Source organism: Desulfoluna sp. CYM3A, from assembly GCF_056829965.1.
In genome coordinates, this window is the sequence record NZ_CP186556.1 from 5,096,214 (window position 1) to 5,111,941 (window position 15,728).

The window sequence follows — 15,728 nt, forward strand, 5'->3', positions numbered from 1 at the left end:
CAGATCGTCAACCTTCCACTCGGAGAGATGCCATGTCACCCAGGAATAACGCTCTTTTCGTTTTACTCATCGTCCTGTCGTGCCTTCTGCCTGCCTCGGTGTCCGCCCAGGGCATGGTCAACGCCAGCTGCTCCTCCCAGATTGCCGAGGCCTTCGGCAAAACCGTCCTCAACGATTTCAAACACACCACCGGCCTCAATGTCACCCTCCATATCTTCTCCTCCCAGGTGTCCATCAACCGACTGAAAAACGGCTTCTGTGAACTGGCCGCCTCGGCCCTGCCCCTATCTCCGGAGGATCGAAAGCAGGGCCTTGTGGCCATCCCCATCTGCAAGGACCCCATGGTGGTCATTGCCTGTACGGAGATTCCGGTGGGGGACCTCTCCCTCACCGAGGTAAGGCGCCTTTTCAGCGGCAACATCCCCAACTGGAAAGAGGTGGGGGGACCGGACCTGCCCGTGCGCATCATCACCCCGGTCAAGGAGACCGGGGCCTATGTCAACTTTGTGCGTCAGGCCATGGGCGCCTCCCAGATGAAATTCGATTACCAGGCGGCCCACTCCTCGTCGGCCGTTGAGGCAGTGAGCCACATTCCCGGGGCCCTCTCCTTTGCCACACGCAGCGTGGTGGCCAAATACGACAACGTCAAAATCTTCACCATCGACGGCCTTGAGCCCGGTTCCGAAGATTATCCCTATACGCAGACCTTCTCCCTGGTGACCCGGGGCCAGCCGTCCGGGGTGGTCCGGGAAGTGCTCAATTACACCCTGTCGGAAAAGGCCAGGGCAAACATGACGCGCCGGGGGCTCACCCCCCTTATCCAGTGATCCGTTTTGAAGCCAACCGCCACCAGCGTAACGGGAGAACACCATGTACCTGAAAAGAACCATCAGCCTCATCTGGCTTTCAAGTCTCCTTCTCGCCATGGGGTGCGCCTCGGCCCTGACCATGTCGGCCCCGCGCGTGGAGGAGACCCGCACCGGAGACAAAGGGGTGGGCCAGCGCATCAACGCCGTCTACATGCTCGAAGAAGACGAAGGAATCTACACCCTCACCCGCCAGCCCTACTGCAAGGAGACCGTGGAGGAGATCCAGATCTCCCGAAAACGCCCCAGGGGCTTCATCATTGCCCTGTGCGAGCTGCCCCTCTACGGCCTGGGGGCCGTGGACTACCTCATGGCCAAGATCTATGCCAACGCCAGCGAAGAGGAGCTGGGGCGCCTCATGGCCGACTCCGGCGAAGTGATCCCCTGCGGGGACGTGGAAAACGCCCCGGGGGAAAAGGTCCTTCTCCAGTTCCCGGATTCCGGGAGGCTCAAAAACCTCCTGACGGACGAAAACGCCGTCATCCGGCCTGACGATGCTGAGGAACACGACCTCGAATCGCATGCCTCGTCAAAAAAGAGAACGACATCCTCTACATCTCAACCATCGACAAGACCTATACGCACTGAACAGATGACGTTGAGCAAGAAAAGCAGGCCTCCGGCGGCGAGGTGAGCCACCTCGAAAGCTGATTGCCATTGCGCGTTGCCCTTCGGCAGGGCCGCCGGAGGCGCAACACTCACAAACGCAAAAAGGCCGTGATTCCCATGGAATCACGGCCTTTTTGCGTTTGGTTTGTCTGAAGTTCACCGGGGGTGTTCTACTTCACCTCCGGCAGGTCGGCTAACGTTTCGGCGAGACGTTCGCTGATGCGCGCTGCCTTGTCCTTTGCCACATAGGCGAGGATCTTTCCTGCCACGTCCCCTTTGAGGTTCATGAAGAGGCGCTCGGCAATGACGATGTCCATGCTGTCCACGATGGCTGCGGCCTGTTTCGGCTTCATGCTGGAGTAGAGCTTGACCAGCTGCTTGATCTTTTTCTCCTCCTCCAGGCGCTGTGCTTCGTTCACCGCCTTCTCCTTGGCTTCCAGGCGGCTCAGACTGGTTTCGATCTGACGGCGGAGGGTCTCCAGGGTTTCACGGGTGGCGTCCAGCTCTGTTTTAAGCTCTTTGAGCTTTTTCTCCTCCAGGCGAATGGCCTCTGCCCTGGCTTCCAGGGCAATGCGCTTGGCCTCCAGGCCCCGGAAGAGGATTTCCGGGGTCTCCACCACAGGGGCGACAGCTTCCTGGCCCTCGGGCGCTTCCCCGTCCTGTGGATCAGCTGCCAGCACAGGAGCCCACAGGCTCCAGAAAATCAGCATCCCCATCATCACAACTCTCATTGCCTTCATCACGTCCTCACTCCCGGCCCCGGGCCGTGGCTGCCCGGTGCACCAGTACCGTCTCTTCGTCCAATTTGCGCTGCTCTTCGTCCTGCTCGCGGAAAAACGCGTCACGCTGTCTCTCCTTCAGGGTTTCCATGGCCTTTCGCTCCACCGCGCACTTGGCCAGCTCACTGCGCTTGGCGTCCAGGTACCGCTGAACCTTCTCGGACAGGACCAGCTCTTCCTGCCACCGAACGGCGATGCCCTTGATGTAGGCCTGAACCCCCTGAAGCTCGGCGCCGCTCATGCCGTGGCCCATGCGCCGGGCCAGGTTCTGTTCCACCTCGGCCCGCTCCTCCTCAAGGGCCGTCATCTCCCCCTTGACCCGGGCCAGCTCCTGGGTGAGGGCCCCCACCTCCTGCATCACAAGGCGCTCCTTGTGCTCGCGCAGGGAGAGCACCGACTCTAATTTGAATGAGTGCATAGAGTGCCTCCGGCGGCCCTGCCGGGAGATAAACGGTTACCCTCATCGCCATAAAAAGGGCCTTCAACCGGTTGAGGGAGACGCCGTAGCTGCACTTCATCTCCACGTTCTGGCGAAGCAGGTCGTCGATCTTGGGCTTTAAGGCAATGGCCTCGTCGATCTGGGCGTTGCTGCCCTGGTTGTAGGCCCCGATGGCGATCATGTCTTCGGACTGACGGTAGGTGGACATCAATCCCTGGAGCCTGCTTCGCAGGGCCAGGTGGTCGGGTCCCACCACGTCACTTGCCACACGACTCACGCTGCCCAGTACTTCGATGGCGGGGTAATGGCCCCGGTTGGCCAGGTCCCTGGAGAGGACGATGTGGCCGTCCACGATGGAGCGCACGGTGTCCCCCACGGGGTCGTTCATGTCGTCCCCTTCCACCAGGGTGGTGTAGAACCCGGTGATGGAGCCCTTGCCCTCCACGGCCCCGGCCCGCTCCAGCAGGATGGGGATCTTCACGAAAAATGAGGAGGTGTAACCGCGGTTGGTGGGGGCCTCGCCTGCGGAGAGCCCCACGTCCCGTGAGGACATGGCAAAACGGGTGATGGAGTCGATGATCAGGAGCACGTCCTTGCCCTGGTCCCGGAAGTACTCTGCCAGGGCTGTGGCCTGGTAGGCACCGCGCATACGCACCAGCGGGGGGCTGTCCGAGGTTGCCGCCACCACCACGGCCCGCTTCAGCCCCTCTTCGCCCAGGGTCTTGTCCACAAAATCTTTGACCTCCCGGCCGCGCTCGCCGATGAGGCCGATGATGACCACCTCGGCTTCGGTGTAGCGTGTCATCATGCCCATGAGAACGCTCTTGCCCACCCCGGAACCGGCCATGATGGCCACACGCTGGCCCCGTCCCACCGGGGTCATGAGGTTGATGGCGGAGATCCCCACGTCCAGGAACTCCTCCACGGGCCGCCGTTCCATGGGGTTGATGGGTTTGCCGTAGAGAGGGTAATCCACACAGGGCCCCAAAGGCCCCTTGCCGTCAATGGGATGGCCCAGGCCATCCACCACCCGGCCCAGAAAGCCGTCTCCCACGCTGGCGGCGGGCTCGGATTCAGACAGGCGGATGCGGTCGCCCTCGCACACCCCGGCGATATCGCCGTAGGGCATGATCACCACGCGGCCTTCCCGGAACCCCACCACCTCCCCTGCCAGGGCTCTGCCCGACGCGGTGAGGATGGTAACCAGGCTGCCGATGCCCGCCTTGAGGCCCCGGCCTTCCACCACAAGCCCCAGGACCTGTTCTACACGGCCTTCCGACGAAAAGAGACGCGTCTGGCGGGCCGCCTCTTCCATGATCTTCCAGACCCCGTGGTCATACGCCACCCGGCACCTCCCCGGGGTCGCCCATGGAGATGCCCGCGGCTTCGCCCACGCGGGAGAGGACCTCATCCAGGCGTTTTCTGGCGTGGGTTTCCAGCCACCCGTTATCGCTCTCCAGGCGCACCTCGCCTTCGTCCACCACCCCGTCCGGGAGAATGGTGATCTCCTGGAGGTTTGCCACACGCTGGAAAAGATCGCCCCTCAGGCGTTCCACCGAATCAAAGTCATCGGGATTCACGCGCACGGTACAGGTCCCGGGATTCTCCAGGGCTGCCAGGGCTTCCACCAGGGAGCGGATCTTCTCCTCTATTTCATCGTCCCGGTCTGCCTTGGCCAGGGCCACTTTTTCCGCCACCACCAGGGCCAGGCGGACGATCTCCTCCTCCCGGTTTTCACAACTCTTGCGCCACGCACCTTCAAAGCCCAGGATCAGGTTTTCAAGGCGCACCAGCATCTCCATGGCCCGCTCTTCGCCTTTGCTGAAGCCTTCGCGCTCGCCCTTCTCAAAGCCCATCTCAAAGGCCTGGCGCTCCACCTCAAAAAGACCGGAGTCCTCGGCGGGGGCGGCAGCAGGGGCTGCCTCTTCATCGCCGGCTTCCACATCGGCGGTGTCGGGCTCAGGGGGCGGTTCAGGGGCAGGCGGGGGCGTCGGTGCGGCCTGGGCCGGGGGAGGCTCCGGCGCTTCGGGGGCAAAGGGGGCCTCTCCGGTCTCCACCGGCTCGTCCCCTTCGGGGTTGGGCTCTTCCTGTTTGAACTCCAGGCGGTGGAAATTCTGCACCCCTCCGCCACTCTCCCCACTGGGTACCGTTGATGTTTCAAACGCTCCGGAGGAGACCCCCACCAGGGGGCGAAACCCGTTTTCCGTCATACCGTCTCCCAACCAGCCCGGTACCCCGGGCAAACCATTCAAACTCACACTGCCTGGTGCGTGTCCGTTCCTGCGCCAACGCGGCTGCGGACACCTTCTGGGTTACACCAGGATATCGTCTTTGCCTTTTCCGGCCAGGGTAATGGTGCCCTCGGCCTCCAGGTCCTTGGCCGCCTGGACCACAGCCTGCTGGGCCCCCTCCACCTCGGAGAGTTTCACCGGCCCCATGACCTCCAGATCCTCCAGGATCATCTCGGCGGCCCGTGAAGAGAGGTTGCCGAGGATCTTGTTCTTCATGTCTTCGCTGGCGGTCTTCAGGGCAATGGTGAGCTGAGCTCCCTCCACCCGCTTGAGCACCTCGCGCATGCCGCGATCGTCCACGCCCACGAGGTCTTCGAAGACAAACATCATGTCCCGGACGTTCATGGCCATCTCCATATCCTCTTCCTCGATCATCTCCATGACGGTGTCCTCGGTGGCCTTGTCCACGCCGCCGATGATGTCCACCAGCACCTGGAGTCCGCCCACTTTGCCGCCGGAGCTGACCATGTTCTTGAGCTCGTCTTTGAGGGCGCCGTCCACGTCCCGGACGATCTCCTCGGGGATCTGCCCGATACGGGCCACCCTTAAGGCAACGTCCCCTTTCATATCCTCGGGAAAGGAGATCAGCACATCTGCGGCAATGTCCGGGGGCAGATGGGCCATGATCATGGCGATGGTCTGGGGATGCTCCAGGAGCAGGGCCGTGGAAAGGGAAGCCACGTTGACGTCCCGGCTCCAGCCAAAGGGTTTGTCCCGCTGCAGGGCCTCGATCTCTTTGAGGATCTCTTCGGCCCGGTCCGCAGGCAGGGTGTTTTTGATGACGTTTCGGAGGAAGTCCCCGGACTCCACCATCAGCTTGGTGTCCCCTTCGAAGAGCTCAATAAACTCGTTGGCCACGGCAGCCAGGTCTTCGGGCAGGATCTCCCGGATCTGGGTCATGGTGGTGGCCACCAGCCGGATCTCGGCGTCGTTTAATTTCTTGAAGACCTCGGCGGCCCGGCCTTCCCCCAGCGAGAGAAGAAAAATGGCCGCCTTCATGGGGCCTGTCATGGCCTTGTCCCCTTTTTGTGCGTTTTCTGCAGGCATTGTCCCTACTCCTCCCCCAGCCAGCCTTTGATAATGTTGGCCGCTTTATCCACGTCTTCACGCACCAGGCGCATGGCGCGCTCCTGGGGCGTACCATCCCGGAGTACCCCCTCTGCCTGGGCATCCCCACCGATGGAGACGGTGACGCCGTCGTCATCCTCATCGAAGATGTCGTCCTCCTCCTTCTGGTTCACCTCACGCAGGGTGCGGATCAGGGGCCGCACCACAAAGAGGAAGACCAGGAGGATGGCCAGGAGGTTGAGCCCCAGCTTGCCGTAATCGTCCACCAGCTTGTCCACACCGGTGGCAGGGGGCTGTTCCAGCTCCCAGTCGTCGTCCATGGTAAAAGGCATGGACTCCACCGAGACCTGGTCTTCCCGGTCCGCGCTGTAGCCCATGGCCTGGCGCACGATGGTGGTAAAGAGCTTCATCTCTTCGGCGCTCCTGGGAACGTACTTGCGGCTCCGGGTGCCGTCTTCGGCGATCTCCGTGGTGTAGGTACCGTCTAAAACCGCGGCCACGGAGATGCGCATCACCTCGCCCAGGGGGCGGGTGGTGCGGCGGGTGGTGCGGCTGATTTCATAGTTGACCGTGTCGTCGTTGCGCTGCTTGCTCTCGGTTTTTCGGTTGGGATCCAGGTCGGCCAGGGGGTTAACGCTGGAGATCTTGTCCGGCCCGACATTGCTCTTGTCGCTCTTTTCAGCGACGTTCTGACGGCTGCGCACCACCTGCCCATCCGGATCAAAGAGCTCTTCGCTCACGTCCACCCGGGAAAAATCCATGTCCACGGTAACGCGCACGATGCACTTGCCCTGGCCCACGATGCGCTCCAGCATACTCTGGATGCGCTGGGTCACGTTCCGCTCGTAGGCGAGCTTGTAGGAGAGCTGCGAGTTGAGGAGCTGCTTGTCTGCATCCTCGGGGGTACCGCTGGAGAGGATCTTGCCCCGGGAATCCACCACGGTGACCCGATCCGGGGTGAGGTCTTCAACGGAACTTGCAACCAGGTGCACGATGGCCTCCACCTGGCTCTGGGGCAGGGTCTTGCGCAACTTGAGAAGCACGGAGGCCGACGGGGGCTTGGACTCTTCCACAAAAACAGAATCCTTGGGCATAACGATGAGGACGCGTGCATCCCGCACCTCCTCGATCTCCCGGATAGTCCGGGCCAGCTCCCCCTGGAGGGCCCGCTGAAAGTTCAGCTTCTGGACAAACTCGGTGGTGCCGAACTCGGTCTTGTTGAAGATCTCAAAACCCACGCCGGAGCCCTTGGGCAGGCCCTCGGCGGCCATGGAGAGGCGCAGGTCGTAGAGTTTGTCCGCGGGCACGGAGATACCGGAGCCACCGGATTCGAGCTTGTAGGGGATCTTGAGTTCCTTGAGGCGGGTCACCACCTGGGAGGCGTCTTCCGGAGAGAGGCCGCGGTACAGGGAGCGGTACTCCACCATATTGCTCCAGAGAATAATCCCGGCAAAGAGGCTGATGACCACAAAAAGGAGGGCGCCCACCGCCGATGTTCCAGGAGGGGCATGTTCGAGAACGTCACGGATCTGTTGAAAAAACTGAAACACCTGCAGGTTACCTCATGGCAGACAGCGTAAATCGAGCTCCTCGGTCCATCGGAAGATGCGTCACGGGAGGGGGAATAAGACAACGGGCAGGAACTACACCTGCATTTTCATCACATCGTTGTAGGCGGAGATCACCTTGTTGCGCACCTGGAGCAGGGCCTTCATGGCAATGTCCGCTTCCTGGAGGGCCAGCATCCCTTCGTGGATGCCTTTCTTGCCGGAGACCACCTGCTGGGCGGCGCTGTCGGCGTCCTGCTGCTTGGTATTGACCTCGGCCAGGGCGCCCTTGAAGCGCTCTTCAAAGGAGGGGCCGTTTCCCACCCGGTTTTCAGCCGCAGGCTGCGGGGTGGAGACGCCTTGTGTGAGCTGGGTAATCTTCATGGTATCACCTGTCTCCTATCAGCGCCCGATCTCAAGGGCCTTCATGATCATGTTTTTGGAGTTTTCCACGGCCGTGGCGCTGGCGTCGTAGGAACGCCTGGCCACCATCATGTCCGCCACCTCGGAGAGGACATCCACGTTGGGCATCTTCACGTACCCCGTCTCCGGGTCGGCGTCCGGGTGCTCGGGGTTGTACTCCAGGCGGTAGTCCTCGGGGGAGCTGACGATCTCCGTCACCTTCACGGCGTCACCCCGGGCCATTTCCCGGGCGAAGACGTCATCGAAGCTTTGGGGCTCCTCTTTTTCAAAGACCACCATCTTGCGACGGTAGGGCCCGCCCTCGGCGGTGCGGGTGGTCTCGGAGTTGGCGATGTTTTCCGCCACCACGTTCATCTTGGTGCGGTGGGCCGTAAGGGCCGAACTGCTGACTTTAATGGCTCCCAGAAGATCCATGGTCATTCCCCCTCAAGTGTTATTTCACGCCTTCGCCGATGGCATCCCGAAGGGTGGCCACCTTGCGCATCATCATCTCCACGGTGGAGCGGTACCGGATGTTGTTCTCCACCAGCCGGGACATCTCCCGGTCCAGATCCACGGGCGCGTCTTCCTCCATCTCGGCGTCAAAGGCCCCTGCGGGGCGACCCTGGAGGTGTTTCTCGTGGGTCCGGTCCAGGGGGCCGCCCCCCCGGGTCAACTCCATCTCCAGGGTTTTCTGGAAGTCCAGGTCCTTGGCCTTGTACCCCACCGTGTCCATGTTGGCAATGTTGCCCGTGATGAGGTTATGGCGCCGTGCGGAGACATCCATGGCCTTGCCGAGCATGGCGTAGGTGCTGTCGATGGGTAAGTCGCGTGACATGATGGTCCGGCCTCTTTTGTGGTGATGGGTTGTCCACTGGCGCGTGAGCGCCCTTTACGTTCCTGGGAGAGAATTCAATGCAACATCCGTGCCTTTACGGAATTTCGGAACCGTCGGCACGGTATTCGTTCAATTTGTTCCTTAAGGTCCGCACGCTGATCCCCAGGATCCGAGCCGCGTGGGTCCGATTGCCGCCGGTCTGCTCCAGGGTGTCGAAGATCACCATGCGCTCCACCTCACGCAGGGGCGCGCCCTTGAAATCACGGGACATACTCGCGTCAGGAGCTGCAGCGGGCTGGGGCATCTCACCCTCCTCGAACCAGAGGGCCTCGGCCCCGATGGTCTCCCCGTCGGCCAGAAGCACGGCGCGGTGAATCAGGTTCTCCAGCTCCCGCACGTTGCCGGCAAAGGGGTAGTTTCGCAGGCGGTCCACGGCGTCGGACGTCAAATTTTTGACGGCACGCCCGTCCTGGGCGCTGAACCGCGCCATGAAATGACGGGCCAGGGCTTCGATGTCTTCCTGCCGCTCCCGGAGCGGGGGAATCTTGACGGGGATGACGTTGAGCCGGAAGTAAAGGTCTTCCCGGAACAGCCCCTGTTCGATGGCCTCTTTTAAGTCCCGGTTGGAGGTGGCCACCACCCGCACATCCACGGAAACCGGCGAGGTCCCGCCCAGGCGATCCACCTCCTTCTCCTGGATGGCCCGCAGCAGCTTGGCCTGGAGAATCACGGGCATCTCCGTGATCTCGTCCAGGAGCAGGGTCCCCCCCTGGGCCAGCTCAAATTTTCCGGCCTTTCGGGAGGTGGCGCCGGTAAAGGCGCCCTTTTCATGGCCGAAAAGCTCGCTCTCCATGAGGCTCTCGGGCAGGGCTGCGCAGTTCACCGCCACAAAGGGGCCGCCGCCCCTGCGGCTCTTGCCGTGCACGTACCGGGCAATAAGTTCCTTGCCCGTGCCGCTCTCTCCTGTGATGAGGACCGAGGCCGAGCTGTCGGCCACCCGGTCCAGCATGGAGAGCAGGGCCTCCATGCGCGGGTTACAGGTGACGATGCGGGTCTTTCCGGCCACCCGTCCCCGGCCCGCGGCAGATGCGGCCACTCGGGCGTCGGCCAAAAGGGCAATCTGTTCCGGGCTCACCGGGGCCATGAGGCAATCCCGGGCCCCCTCTTTCATCCAGGCCACGGCAAGGGCGGCGTCCGGGGTGTCCATCACCACCACGGCTTCGGGCCCCTCCTCCTCGGCGGCCAGGGCCGCAAGAAAGGGGGTGAGGCCATGGCCCGCGGACGGGGCATGGACCACAACCAAGTCGTGATGACCGGCCGCAAGCTCCGACACATGGGGGAGCTCCGGCACGCGATCCAGGACGTGGCCCTTTGTTTCCAGGACGGGGCCCCACTCCCGGCTTCGGGAGAGCCCCTGATCAACCAATAACACCCGGCACGCTGCCATGTCCTTCCCTTCGTCTTCTCAACACATCTGCATCTGTCGGCCCCAGAAGGCCAACCGGTTTAAATCGTCGCCGGTGGGATCAGCGATCCCCCCCAAGGCGTTTGTCGAGCTCCATGGCCCGGAGCCTCTCCGTGGCCATGCCGCTCCAGAACTCGTCGTCCGAGGTTGAAACGGCCCGGTAAAGGACCATGGCACGGCTTGTCTCGCCCCCTTTGGCCAGGGCATCGGCCCGTAAAAAGCGAAGCTCTTCGCCGGAGACCTCTTCACCGGCATATTTTTCCGCCCCGGCAAAGGCGGTTACCGCCTTCAGGTACTGGCCCAGCTTCATCTCCAAATCGCCCAGACGGCGGTACGCCGCGTAGAGATCATCCGACGGCACGGGGTCCCCGGCTTCCAGGAGGGGAATCGCCTTGTTGAGACGAGCCGCGGCTCCGGCGTGGTCCCCCAGGTCTTCCCGGCACCGGGAGAGCCAGACCTGGGCCTCAGCCCCCTCGCCGAAGCTCAGGCTTTTTTTGAACAGCACCTCGGCCTGCTCCAGCTCACCGGCCTCGTAGAGGATGCGCCCCAGCCGCAGGGAGGATTCTCCCTGGCCCGGAGCCTTGGGGTACCGCTCCAGATAGCGTGTAAAAATGGTTTGCGCCTCTTTCTTGCGCCCGCCTTCGTCCAGGGCCTGCCCCAGCTGGAAGTAGAGCCCGGCCAGGCGTTCCTCCCCCGACCACTTGAGCCGCTTCATGGACAGGACAATGGCGCGCTCCAGCTCCTTGGCGGCGCTGCCGTAGAGATGGGCCGTCATAAAAGCCTCTCCGGCCAGGAGAAAGATGTCGGGATTCTCGAGCTTGTGCAGGAGACGCCGCTCCTTTTCAAAAAAAGCGATGAGGTCCACGTACCGACCCTCGGCCATGAGCCCCTTGAAGTGGCCCAGCACGGCCTGCTCGGCCCGGGCGTAGGCTTCGGCCCGCAGGCCCCCGGCACCGACCTCCAGCAGTTTTTTCACCATGGCAACGCTGGCCTCGTGCTCACCGGCCTCATCGTAAAGGGACGCCATGCGCAGGTCGGCAGCGCCAGGGGATGCTCAGGAAAATCATCGATGACCTGGGTGTAGAGGGCCTCCTTCTCCTTTCGGTCCGGAAGCTGCTCAGCCAGGCGGACCAGGGCCGTCACATAGCCTTCCCCTTCGGTGTAGCGTTCGATGACCATGCGGAAAAAGGCCTTGGCGCGGTCCGGGCGGCCGTCGTCCAGCCAGCTCTCCCCCACGCTCTCAAGGGCCATGTCCGCGCCTTGGGCATCGGGAAAGAGGTTGGCAAACTGCACCAGGTAGCGGCGCGCCACCTCGCGATGCCCCGCCCTCAAGGCAGCCTGGCCGCCGTAAAGGAGAAGGTCCGGGTCCTGCCACACCGCCTCTTCGCTCTTTGCCATGAGGGCCTCGAAGAGGGCCTGGCTTTTGGCAAAATCCCCCACGTCATAGAGGACCAGGGCCATCTCCTTTCGAGCCTCGTCGGCAAAGGCCAGGGACTCGCCCAGATCCGTCACGGTCTTGAGCATGGGCAGGGCTTCCACGGCGCGGTCCGTGCGACGCAGGAGCTTTGCCAGGCGAAACGCCGTGTCCGGCGCCCCGGTAAAGCCGATGTGGTCTTCCAGAACCACACGAAAGTACCCTTCGGCCATGCCGTGATCCCCCAGGGCCGCATAGGTGCTTCCCAGCATGGAGAGGGCATAGGGCAGGTACGGGGAGTCCGGGTACCGGCTGATAAAATCGTTGATGCGGGCCGGAAGCGAGACAAACCCGTCCTGATGACGGCTGCTCTCCGCGGAGCGGAAGGCGCTGAGCACCCGGAGGATCTCAAGGCCCTCGGCACACCCCCGGGGCATGTCCGAAAGCTTCAGGCTCTTGGCCGCTTCCTGTTCGGCGCGTCGGTACGCACCGCTCTGCATGAGGGTCAGGATGCGATCCATGCCGTCCCCCTCCCGGCAAAGGGTGCTTTTCACCTCCAGCAGCAGGTCGTCCACGGTGCCGGAAAAGCCCTCCCGGGCCACGAGATGGGTCTCTTCGGCGCGGGAACCGGCCGGGGCCGGAATGCGTCCGAGGACCCGCTCCGGTGTGAGGACATCGGCCGGGCGCTTGACGCTACGGGGCGCCTTGCTCCGGAGGGTCTCCTTCAGGGAGAGCAAGATCACGAGGCGCGACCCCGTCCATCCGTGCTCCATGGCCAAAATGGGGTCAGCCGTCCGCACCAGCAGAGTGGTGACCGACGGCGTCCGGCGCCGAACCGCCACCTCTATGGGCCCGGGTCCCGGAAGCAGGCTCTCGGAAACGGTGGCGTCTTTCAGGGCAATGAGCAGTTCATGGTCGTCGATCTTCACCACTTTGGCGGCCACGGGCTCCGAAACGGTGAGCTCCACGCGATCCGGTGCCCGGATAACCTTCACCCGGGTCACCTCCACCGCCATGGCCTGTCCCCACGCCATCAACACAAGGGCTGCCACCGCCCATGGAATCCATCTGCCCTGCCGTTTTGGGAATGCCGTCATCGTCAACTCCTTCGTGGTCCCTTGTGATTCCCCGCCGGATGCACATCTGGCGCAACCGGTCGTCCATGGGTTTTGCAACCCCTGTGCCAGAAGGCCCAGACAGGCCATAACCGTGGGAAAGCACGGCAAAATGCCGTTAATTCGGAGTCGGAGCCCCTCTGAAAAGAGGCGGTAAGCGAGCTGGACAGGCGCCAAGAATTTGACAGGGCAGGACAGGGGAAGTCGCACGGGTAAGGCCCGGTGCCGCAAGGGGCACCCGAACCGCGGAGAGGAGCATGCCGACACAAAACGGCCTACACAGCAGAGGAGGTCGACCCCTCTTCAATCTTCATCTTTTTGATCTTCTCCACCAGGGTGGTCCGCTTCATGTTGAGAAGCTCAGCCGCTTTGGCCTTCACCCAGTTGGATTCGTTCAGCGCTTGAAGAATCAGGGATTTCTGGTGCTGCTCCACGGACTCCTGAAAGTTGACTCCGTGGCGCACATCACAAAAGAGGGCCGCGCCCTGGGGGGCACCGCCGTCGGAAAGCTCTGCGGTGAAGTGATCGGGCAGGTCCTCCACGTCCACGATGTTGCCGTCCACCAGCACGGAAAACCGCTCCACAAGGTTCTCGAGTTCACGGACGTTGCCGGGCCAGTCATAGGCCGTCATGGTCTCCATGGCCTCGGGGGAGAAGCTCTTCTTCTCCATGCCGGTGCGGCGCGCCAGCTTGTCCATGAAATGCTCTGCAAGAAGGGGGATATCGCTTCGCCGCTCACGCAAGGGGGGCATGATCACGGGAATCACGTTGAGACGGTAGTAGAGGTCTTCGCGGAACGCTTTCTGCTCCACGGCCAGGGCGAGGTCTTTGTTGGTGGCGGAAATGATGCGGATGTCCACGTGGATGGAGCGCGTGGCCCCCACCCGCTCAAAGCACTTCTCCTGGATGGCCCGGAGAAGCTTCACCTGGAGGTCGGGGCTCATGTCCCCGATCTCATCGAGGAAGATGGTGCCTCCGTCGGCCAGCTCGAACCGGCCCGGCCGGGCCCTGTGGGCCCCTGTAAAGGCCCCTTTTTCATGGCCGAACAGCTCGCTCTCCAGAAGTTCTCCGGGGATGGCGCCGCAGTTGATCACCACCAAAGGGGCGTTGCGCCGGGGGCTGTTCCGGTGGATGGCACGGGCGATGAGCTCTTTGCCCGTCCCGCTCTCCCCGGTGATCAGCACGGTGCTGTCGGTGGTGGCCACCTTGTTGGCCACCTTCAGGACCCGCCGAATGCCCTCGCTCTCTCCGATGAGGCCCCGGCTGTCAAAACCCGTTGCAGCGGATGCGCCCGGGGCGGCAAGGGCCATGGAGCGGCAGGCATCCACCAGCTCGTCCGCGCCCACCCCGTCGTCCAAATGCAGGGTGTTGCCATAATCGGGCTCCGGGCCTTTACCCACGAGGATAAGGGGCGGTTCACCGCATCGTTTCAGGAACAGGGAGAGGGCCGAAGCGTCGCTTTCGGACAGGTGCGAGGCCACAACGGCCCCGTAGCCGGAGTCGCCGGACACCTCTGTGGCTGCCGTCAATTCCGGCGCCGACTCGATCTTGAGGTCGCAATTGGAAAGCATCCCCATAAGCAGAGAGCTGTTCAGCTCCCCTTTTATGAGTACTTTGATCATCCTGGTGTCCGCCATGATTGCTACGGTCCTATCTTACTGCATTCGGTCGTGGAAGTGGGTTATTACGCAAAGCCAAGGGAAGGGGAGATAACGAGGGGACACCCCGGTTGTCTATCCAATTATTTTGCCCAGCTTGTCTGCGATGGCCTCAGCCGTAAACGGCTTCACCACATAGTTTGATACACCCGCCTGCACCGCTTCGATGACGTTCTGTTTCTGGGCTTCGGCGGTCACCATAAGAAAAGGGATATCTTTATAAACGGGATCGGAACGCACCAGTTTCAGCAGATCAAGACCCGTCATCTTGGGCATGTTCCAATCCGAAATAATCAGGTCAAAGCTGCCCCGCTTCAACTCCTCCAGCGCCGTGGTCCCATCATCGGCTTCCGTGATGTTGGTGTACCCCAGTTGCTTGAGGATGTTTTTCATGATTCGGCGCATGGTGGCAAAATCATCAACAACAAGGATCTTCAAGGATGTACTCATTTCCCGATCTCCATCGATCTCTAACGCGACCCCACCGTCCCTTCAAGGGGTATCCTCATGACGGTACCCAAGGGTTCTCTAATCTCATGGCCCACAGGACGGTCTCTCCTGTTCGAGACACAACACCGGATGATGGCGCCTCGTCGAGGCGGTTCCAAAATCTATCCCACACGGGCCTGCCTCACCCTAACAGATAGCACCTGCGACACAAATCCACAACAGGCGCTTTCGTTAACATTCAAGGCAAACTTCTATGGTAAATTCCCCTCCGTCGGTTGTAAAGGGGATAGCGATCTTCGGCCCGTCGGAGTAATGGGTGATGGCATGGCCCCGCCCGCTCACCACCGAAGGGATCGAAGCGTGAAACACCCGACCGTTCTCTTCCATCTCACGCCGTGCCTGGCCCGAGATCATGTTGATGATCTCACCGACGGCATCGGACACCTCATGGGACAATTCGGTGATCTCCTCACCGAACATGTTGGAGACCACCCGAAGGATACTTCCCTCGTCAAAGGTCACGGCAATGGTGCCGTTGGTCTCCCCCGTCAATCCGATGATCCCGGTGACGTCCCCCGTGGCCCGGTCGTCCTTCTTCAGGTAGGGTGCCCCCGCCTTGCAGCTGACAAAGGCCATGGTCTCCAAGACATTGGAGGTGGCGTGAATAAATGGGTTGATCACATTTGCATCCATAACGCACTCACTCGTCCGTCGGGCCTTTCGGCCTGGTTCGCTCGTTTGGTGTCTTCCCCCCCCCAAGCAGGTCAGGGGCCAAAGACGTCATGCG

17 protein-coding genes are annotated in these 15,728 nt (G+C 62.2%); 2 read left to right on the top strand and 15 right to left on the bottom strand.

Annotated features, from left to right (window positions below; translation table 11 throughout):
- Positions 1-32 precede the first annotated feature (32 nt).
- The gene (locus tag ACOYW1_RS25850; protein ID WP_482420272.1) at positions 33-827 is read left to right on the top strand and encodes a substrate-binding domain-containing protein; all 795 of its coding nucleotides are present in this window, start codon (positions 33-35) and stop codon (positions 825-827) included.
- 43 nt (positions 828-870) lie between these two features.
- Positions 871-1,500 (top strand): hypothetical protein, encoded by a 630-nt coding sequence (locus tag ACOYW1_RS25855; RefSeq protein WP_482420273.1) that lies wholly within the window; start codon positions 871-873, stop codon positions 1,498-1,500.
- A 145-nt stretch (positions 1,501-1,645) separates the two neighbouring features.
- On the opposite strand, the gene ACOYW1_RS25860 is transcribed toward ACOYW1_RS25855, so the two are convergent.
- The 15 genes from ACOYW1_RS25860 to ACOYW1_RS25930 form a co-directional block, all read right to left on the bottom strand.
- Positions 1,646-2,206 carry a MotE family protein gene (locus ACOYW1_RS25860; protein WP_482420274.1) on the bottom strand — a complete coding sequence of 187 codons (561 nt, stop codon included), beginning with the start codon at positions 2,204-2,206 and terminating at the stop codon, positions 1,646-1,648.
- 16 nt (positions 2,207-2,222) lie between these two features.
- Positions 2,223-2,612 (bottom strand): flagellar export protein FliJ, encoded by a 390-nt coding sequence (fliJ, locus tag ACOYW1_RS25865; protein WP_482423825.1) that lies wholly within the window; start codon positions 2,610-2,612, stop codon positions 2,223-2,225.
- Complete coding sequence (locus tag ACOYW1_RS25870; protein ID WP_482420275.1) at positions 2,548-4,038, bottom strand: FliI/YscN family ATPase; 1,491 nt, start codon at positions 4,036-4,038, stop codon at positions 2,548-2,550. The genes fliJ and ACOYW1_RS25870 overlap by 65 nt, the downstream gene beginning before the upstream one ends.
- Complete coding sequence (locus ACOYW1_RS25875) at positions 4,028-4,903, bottom strand: FliH/SctL family protein (protein WP_482420276.1); 876 nt, start codon at positions 4,901-4,903, stop codon at positions 4,028-4,030. The genes ACOYW1_RS25870 and ACOYW1_RS25875 overlap by 11 nt, the downstream gene beginning before the upstream one ends.
- Before the next feature lie 102 nt (positions 4,904-5,005).
- Entirely contained in the window at positions 5,006-6,031 is a 1,026-nt protein-coding gene (gene fliG, locus ACOYW1_RS25880; protein WP_482418342.1) for a flagellar motor switch protein FliG, read from the bottom strand.
- A gap of 5 nt (positions 6,032-6,036) precedes the next feature.
- Positions 6,037-7,539 carry a flagellar basal-body MS-ring/collar protein FliF gene (fliF, locus tag ACOYW1_RS25885; protein WP_482420277.1) on the bottom strand — a complete coding sequence of 501 codons (1,503 nt, stop codon included), beginning with the start codon at positions 7,537-7,539 and terminating at the stop codon, positions 6,037-6,039.
- 156 nt (positions 7,540-7,695) lie between these two features.
- Complete coding sequence (gene fliE / locus ACOYW1_RS25890; RefSeq protein WP_482418344.1) at positions 7,696-7,983, bottom strand: flagellar hook-basal body complex protein FliE; 288 nt, start codon at positions 7,981-7,983, stop codon at positions 7,696-7,698.
- A gap of 18 nt (positions 7,984-8,001) precedes the next feature.
- Positions 8,002-8,436 carry a flagellar basal body rod protein FlgC gene (flgC, locus tag ACOYW1_RS25895; RefSeq protein ID WP_482418345.1) on the bottom strand — a complete coding sequence of 145 codons (435 nt, stop codon included), beginning with the start codon at positions 8,434-8,436 and terminating at the stop codon, positions 8,002-8,004.
- Positions 8,437-8,455: 19 nt separating this feature from the next.
- Positions 8,456-8,839 carry a flagellar basal body rod protein FlgB gene (flgB, locus tag ACOYW1_RS25900; protein ID WP_482420278.1) on the bottom strand — a complete coding sequence of 128 codons (384 nt, stop codon included), beginning with the start codon at positions 8,837-8,839 and terminating at the stop codon, positions 8,456-8,458.
- A 94-nt stretch (positions 8,840-8,933) separates the two neighbouring features.
- The gene (locus ACOYW1_RS25905; RefSeq protein WP_482420279.1) at positions 8,934-10,271 is read right to left on the bottom strand and encodes a sigma-54 interaction domain-containing protein; all 1,338 of its coding nucleotides are present in this window, start codon (positions 10,269-10,271) and stop codon (positions 8,934-8,936) included.
- Positions 10,272-10,365: 94 nt separating this feature from the next.
- Positions 10,366-11,331, bottom strand: a complete 966-nt coding sequence (locus tag ACOYW1_RS25910; protein WP_482420280.1) for a tetratricopeptide repeat protein — start codon at positions 11,329-11,331, stop codon at positions 10,366-10,368.
- A complete protein-coding gene (locus ACOYW1_RS25915; RefSeq protein WP_482420281.1) occupies positions 11,277-12,815 on the bottom strand; it encodes a tetratricopeptide repeat protein in 1,539 nt (512 codons plus the stop codon). Before ACOYW1_RS25915 ends, ACOYW1_RS25910 begins: the two co-directional genes overlap by 55 nt.
- A gap of 293 nt (positions 12,816-13,108) precedes the next feature.
- Positions 13,109-14,455 carry a sigma-54 interaction domain-containing protein gene (locus tag ACOYW1_RS25920; RefSeq protein ID WP_482418349.1) on the bottom strand — a complete coding sequence of 449 codons (1,347 nt, stop codon included), beginning with the start codon at positions 14,453-14,455 and terminating at the stop codon, positions 13,109-13,111.
- 111 nt (positions 14,456-14,566) lie between these two features.
- Positions 14,567-14,941 carry a chemotaxis response regulator CheY gene (locus ACOYW1_RS25925; RefSeq protein WP_092213365.1) on the bottom strand — a complete coding sequence of 125 codons (375 nt, stop codon included), beginning with the start codon at positions 14,939-14,941 and terminating at the stop codon, positions 14,567-14,569.
- Positions 14,942-15,172: 231 nt separating this feature from the next.
- Positions 15,173-15,622 carry a chemotaxis protein CheX gene (locus tag ACOYW1_RS25930; protein WP_482418350.1) on the bottom strand — a complete coding sequence of 150 codons (450 nt, stop codon included), beginning with the start codon at positions 15,620-15,622 and terminating at the stop codon, positions 15,173-15,175.
- Positions 15,623-15,728: the final 106 nt, after the last annotated feature.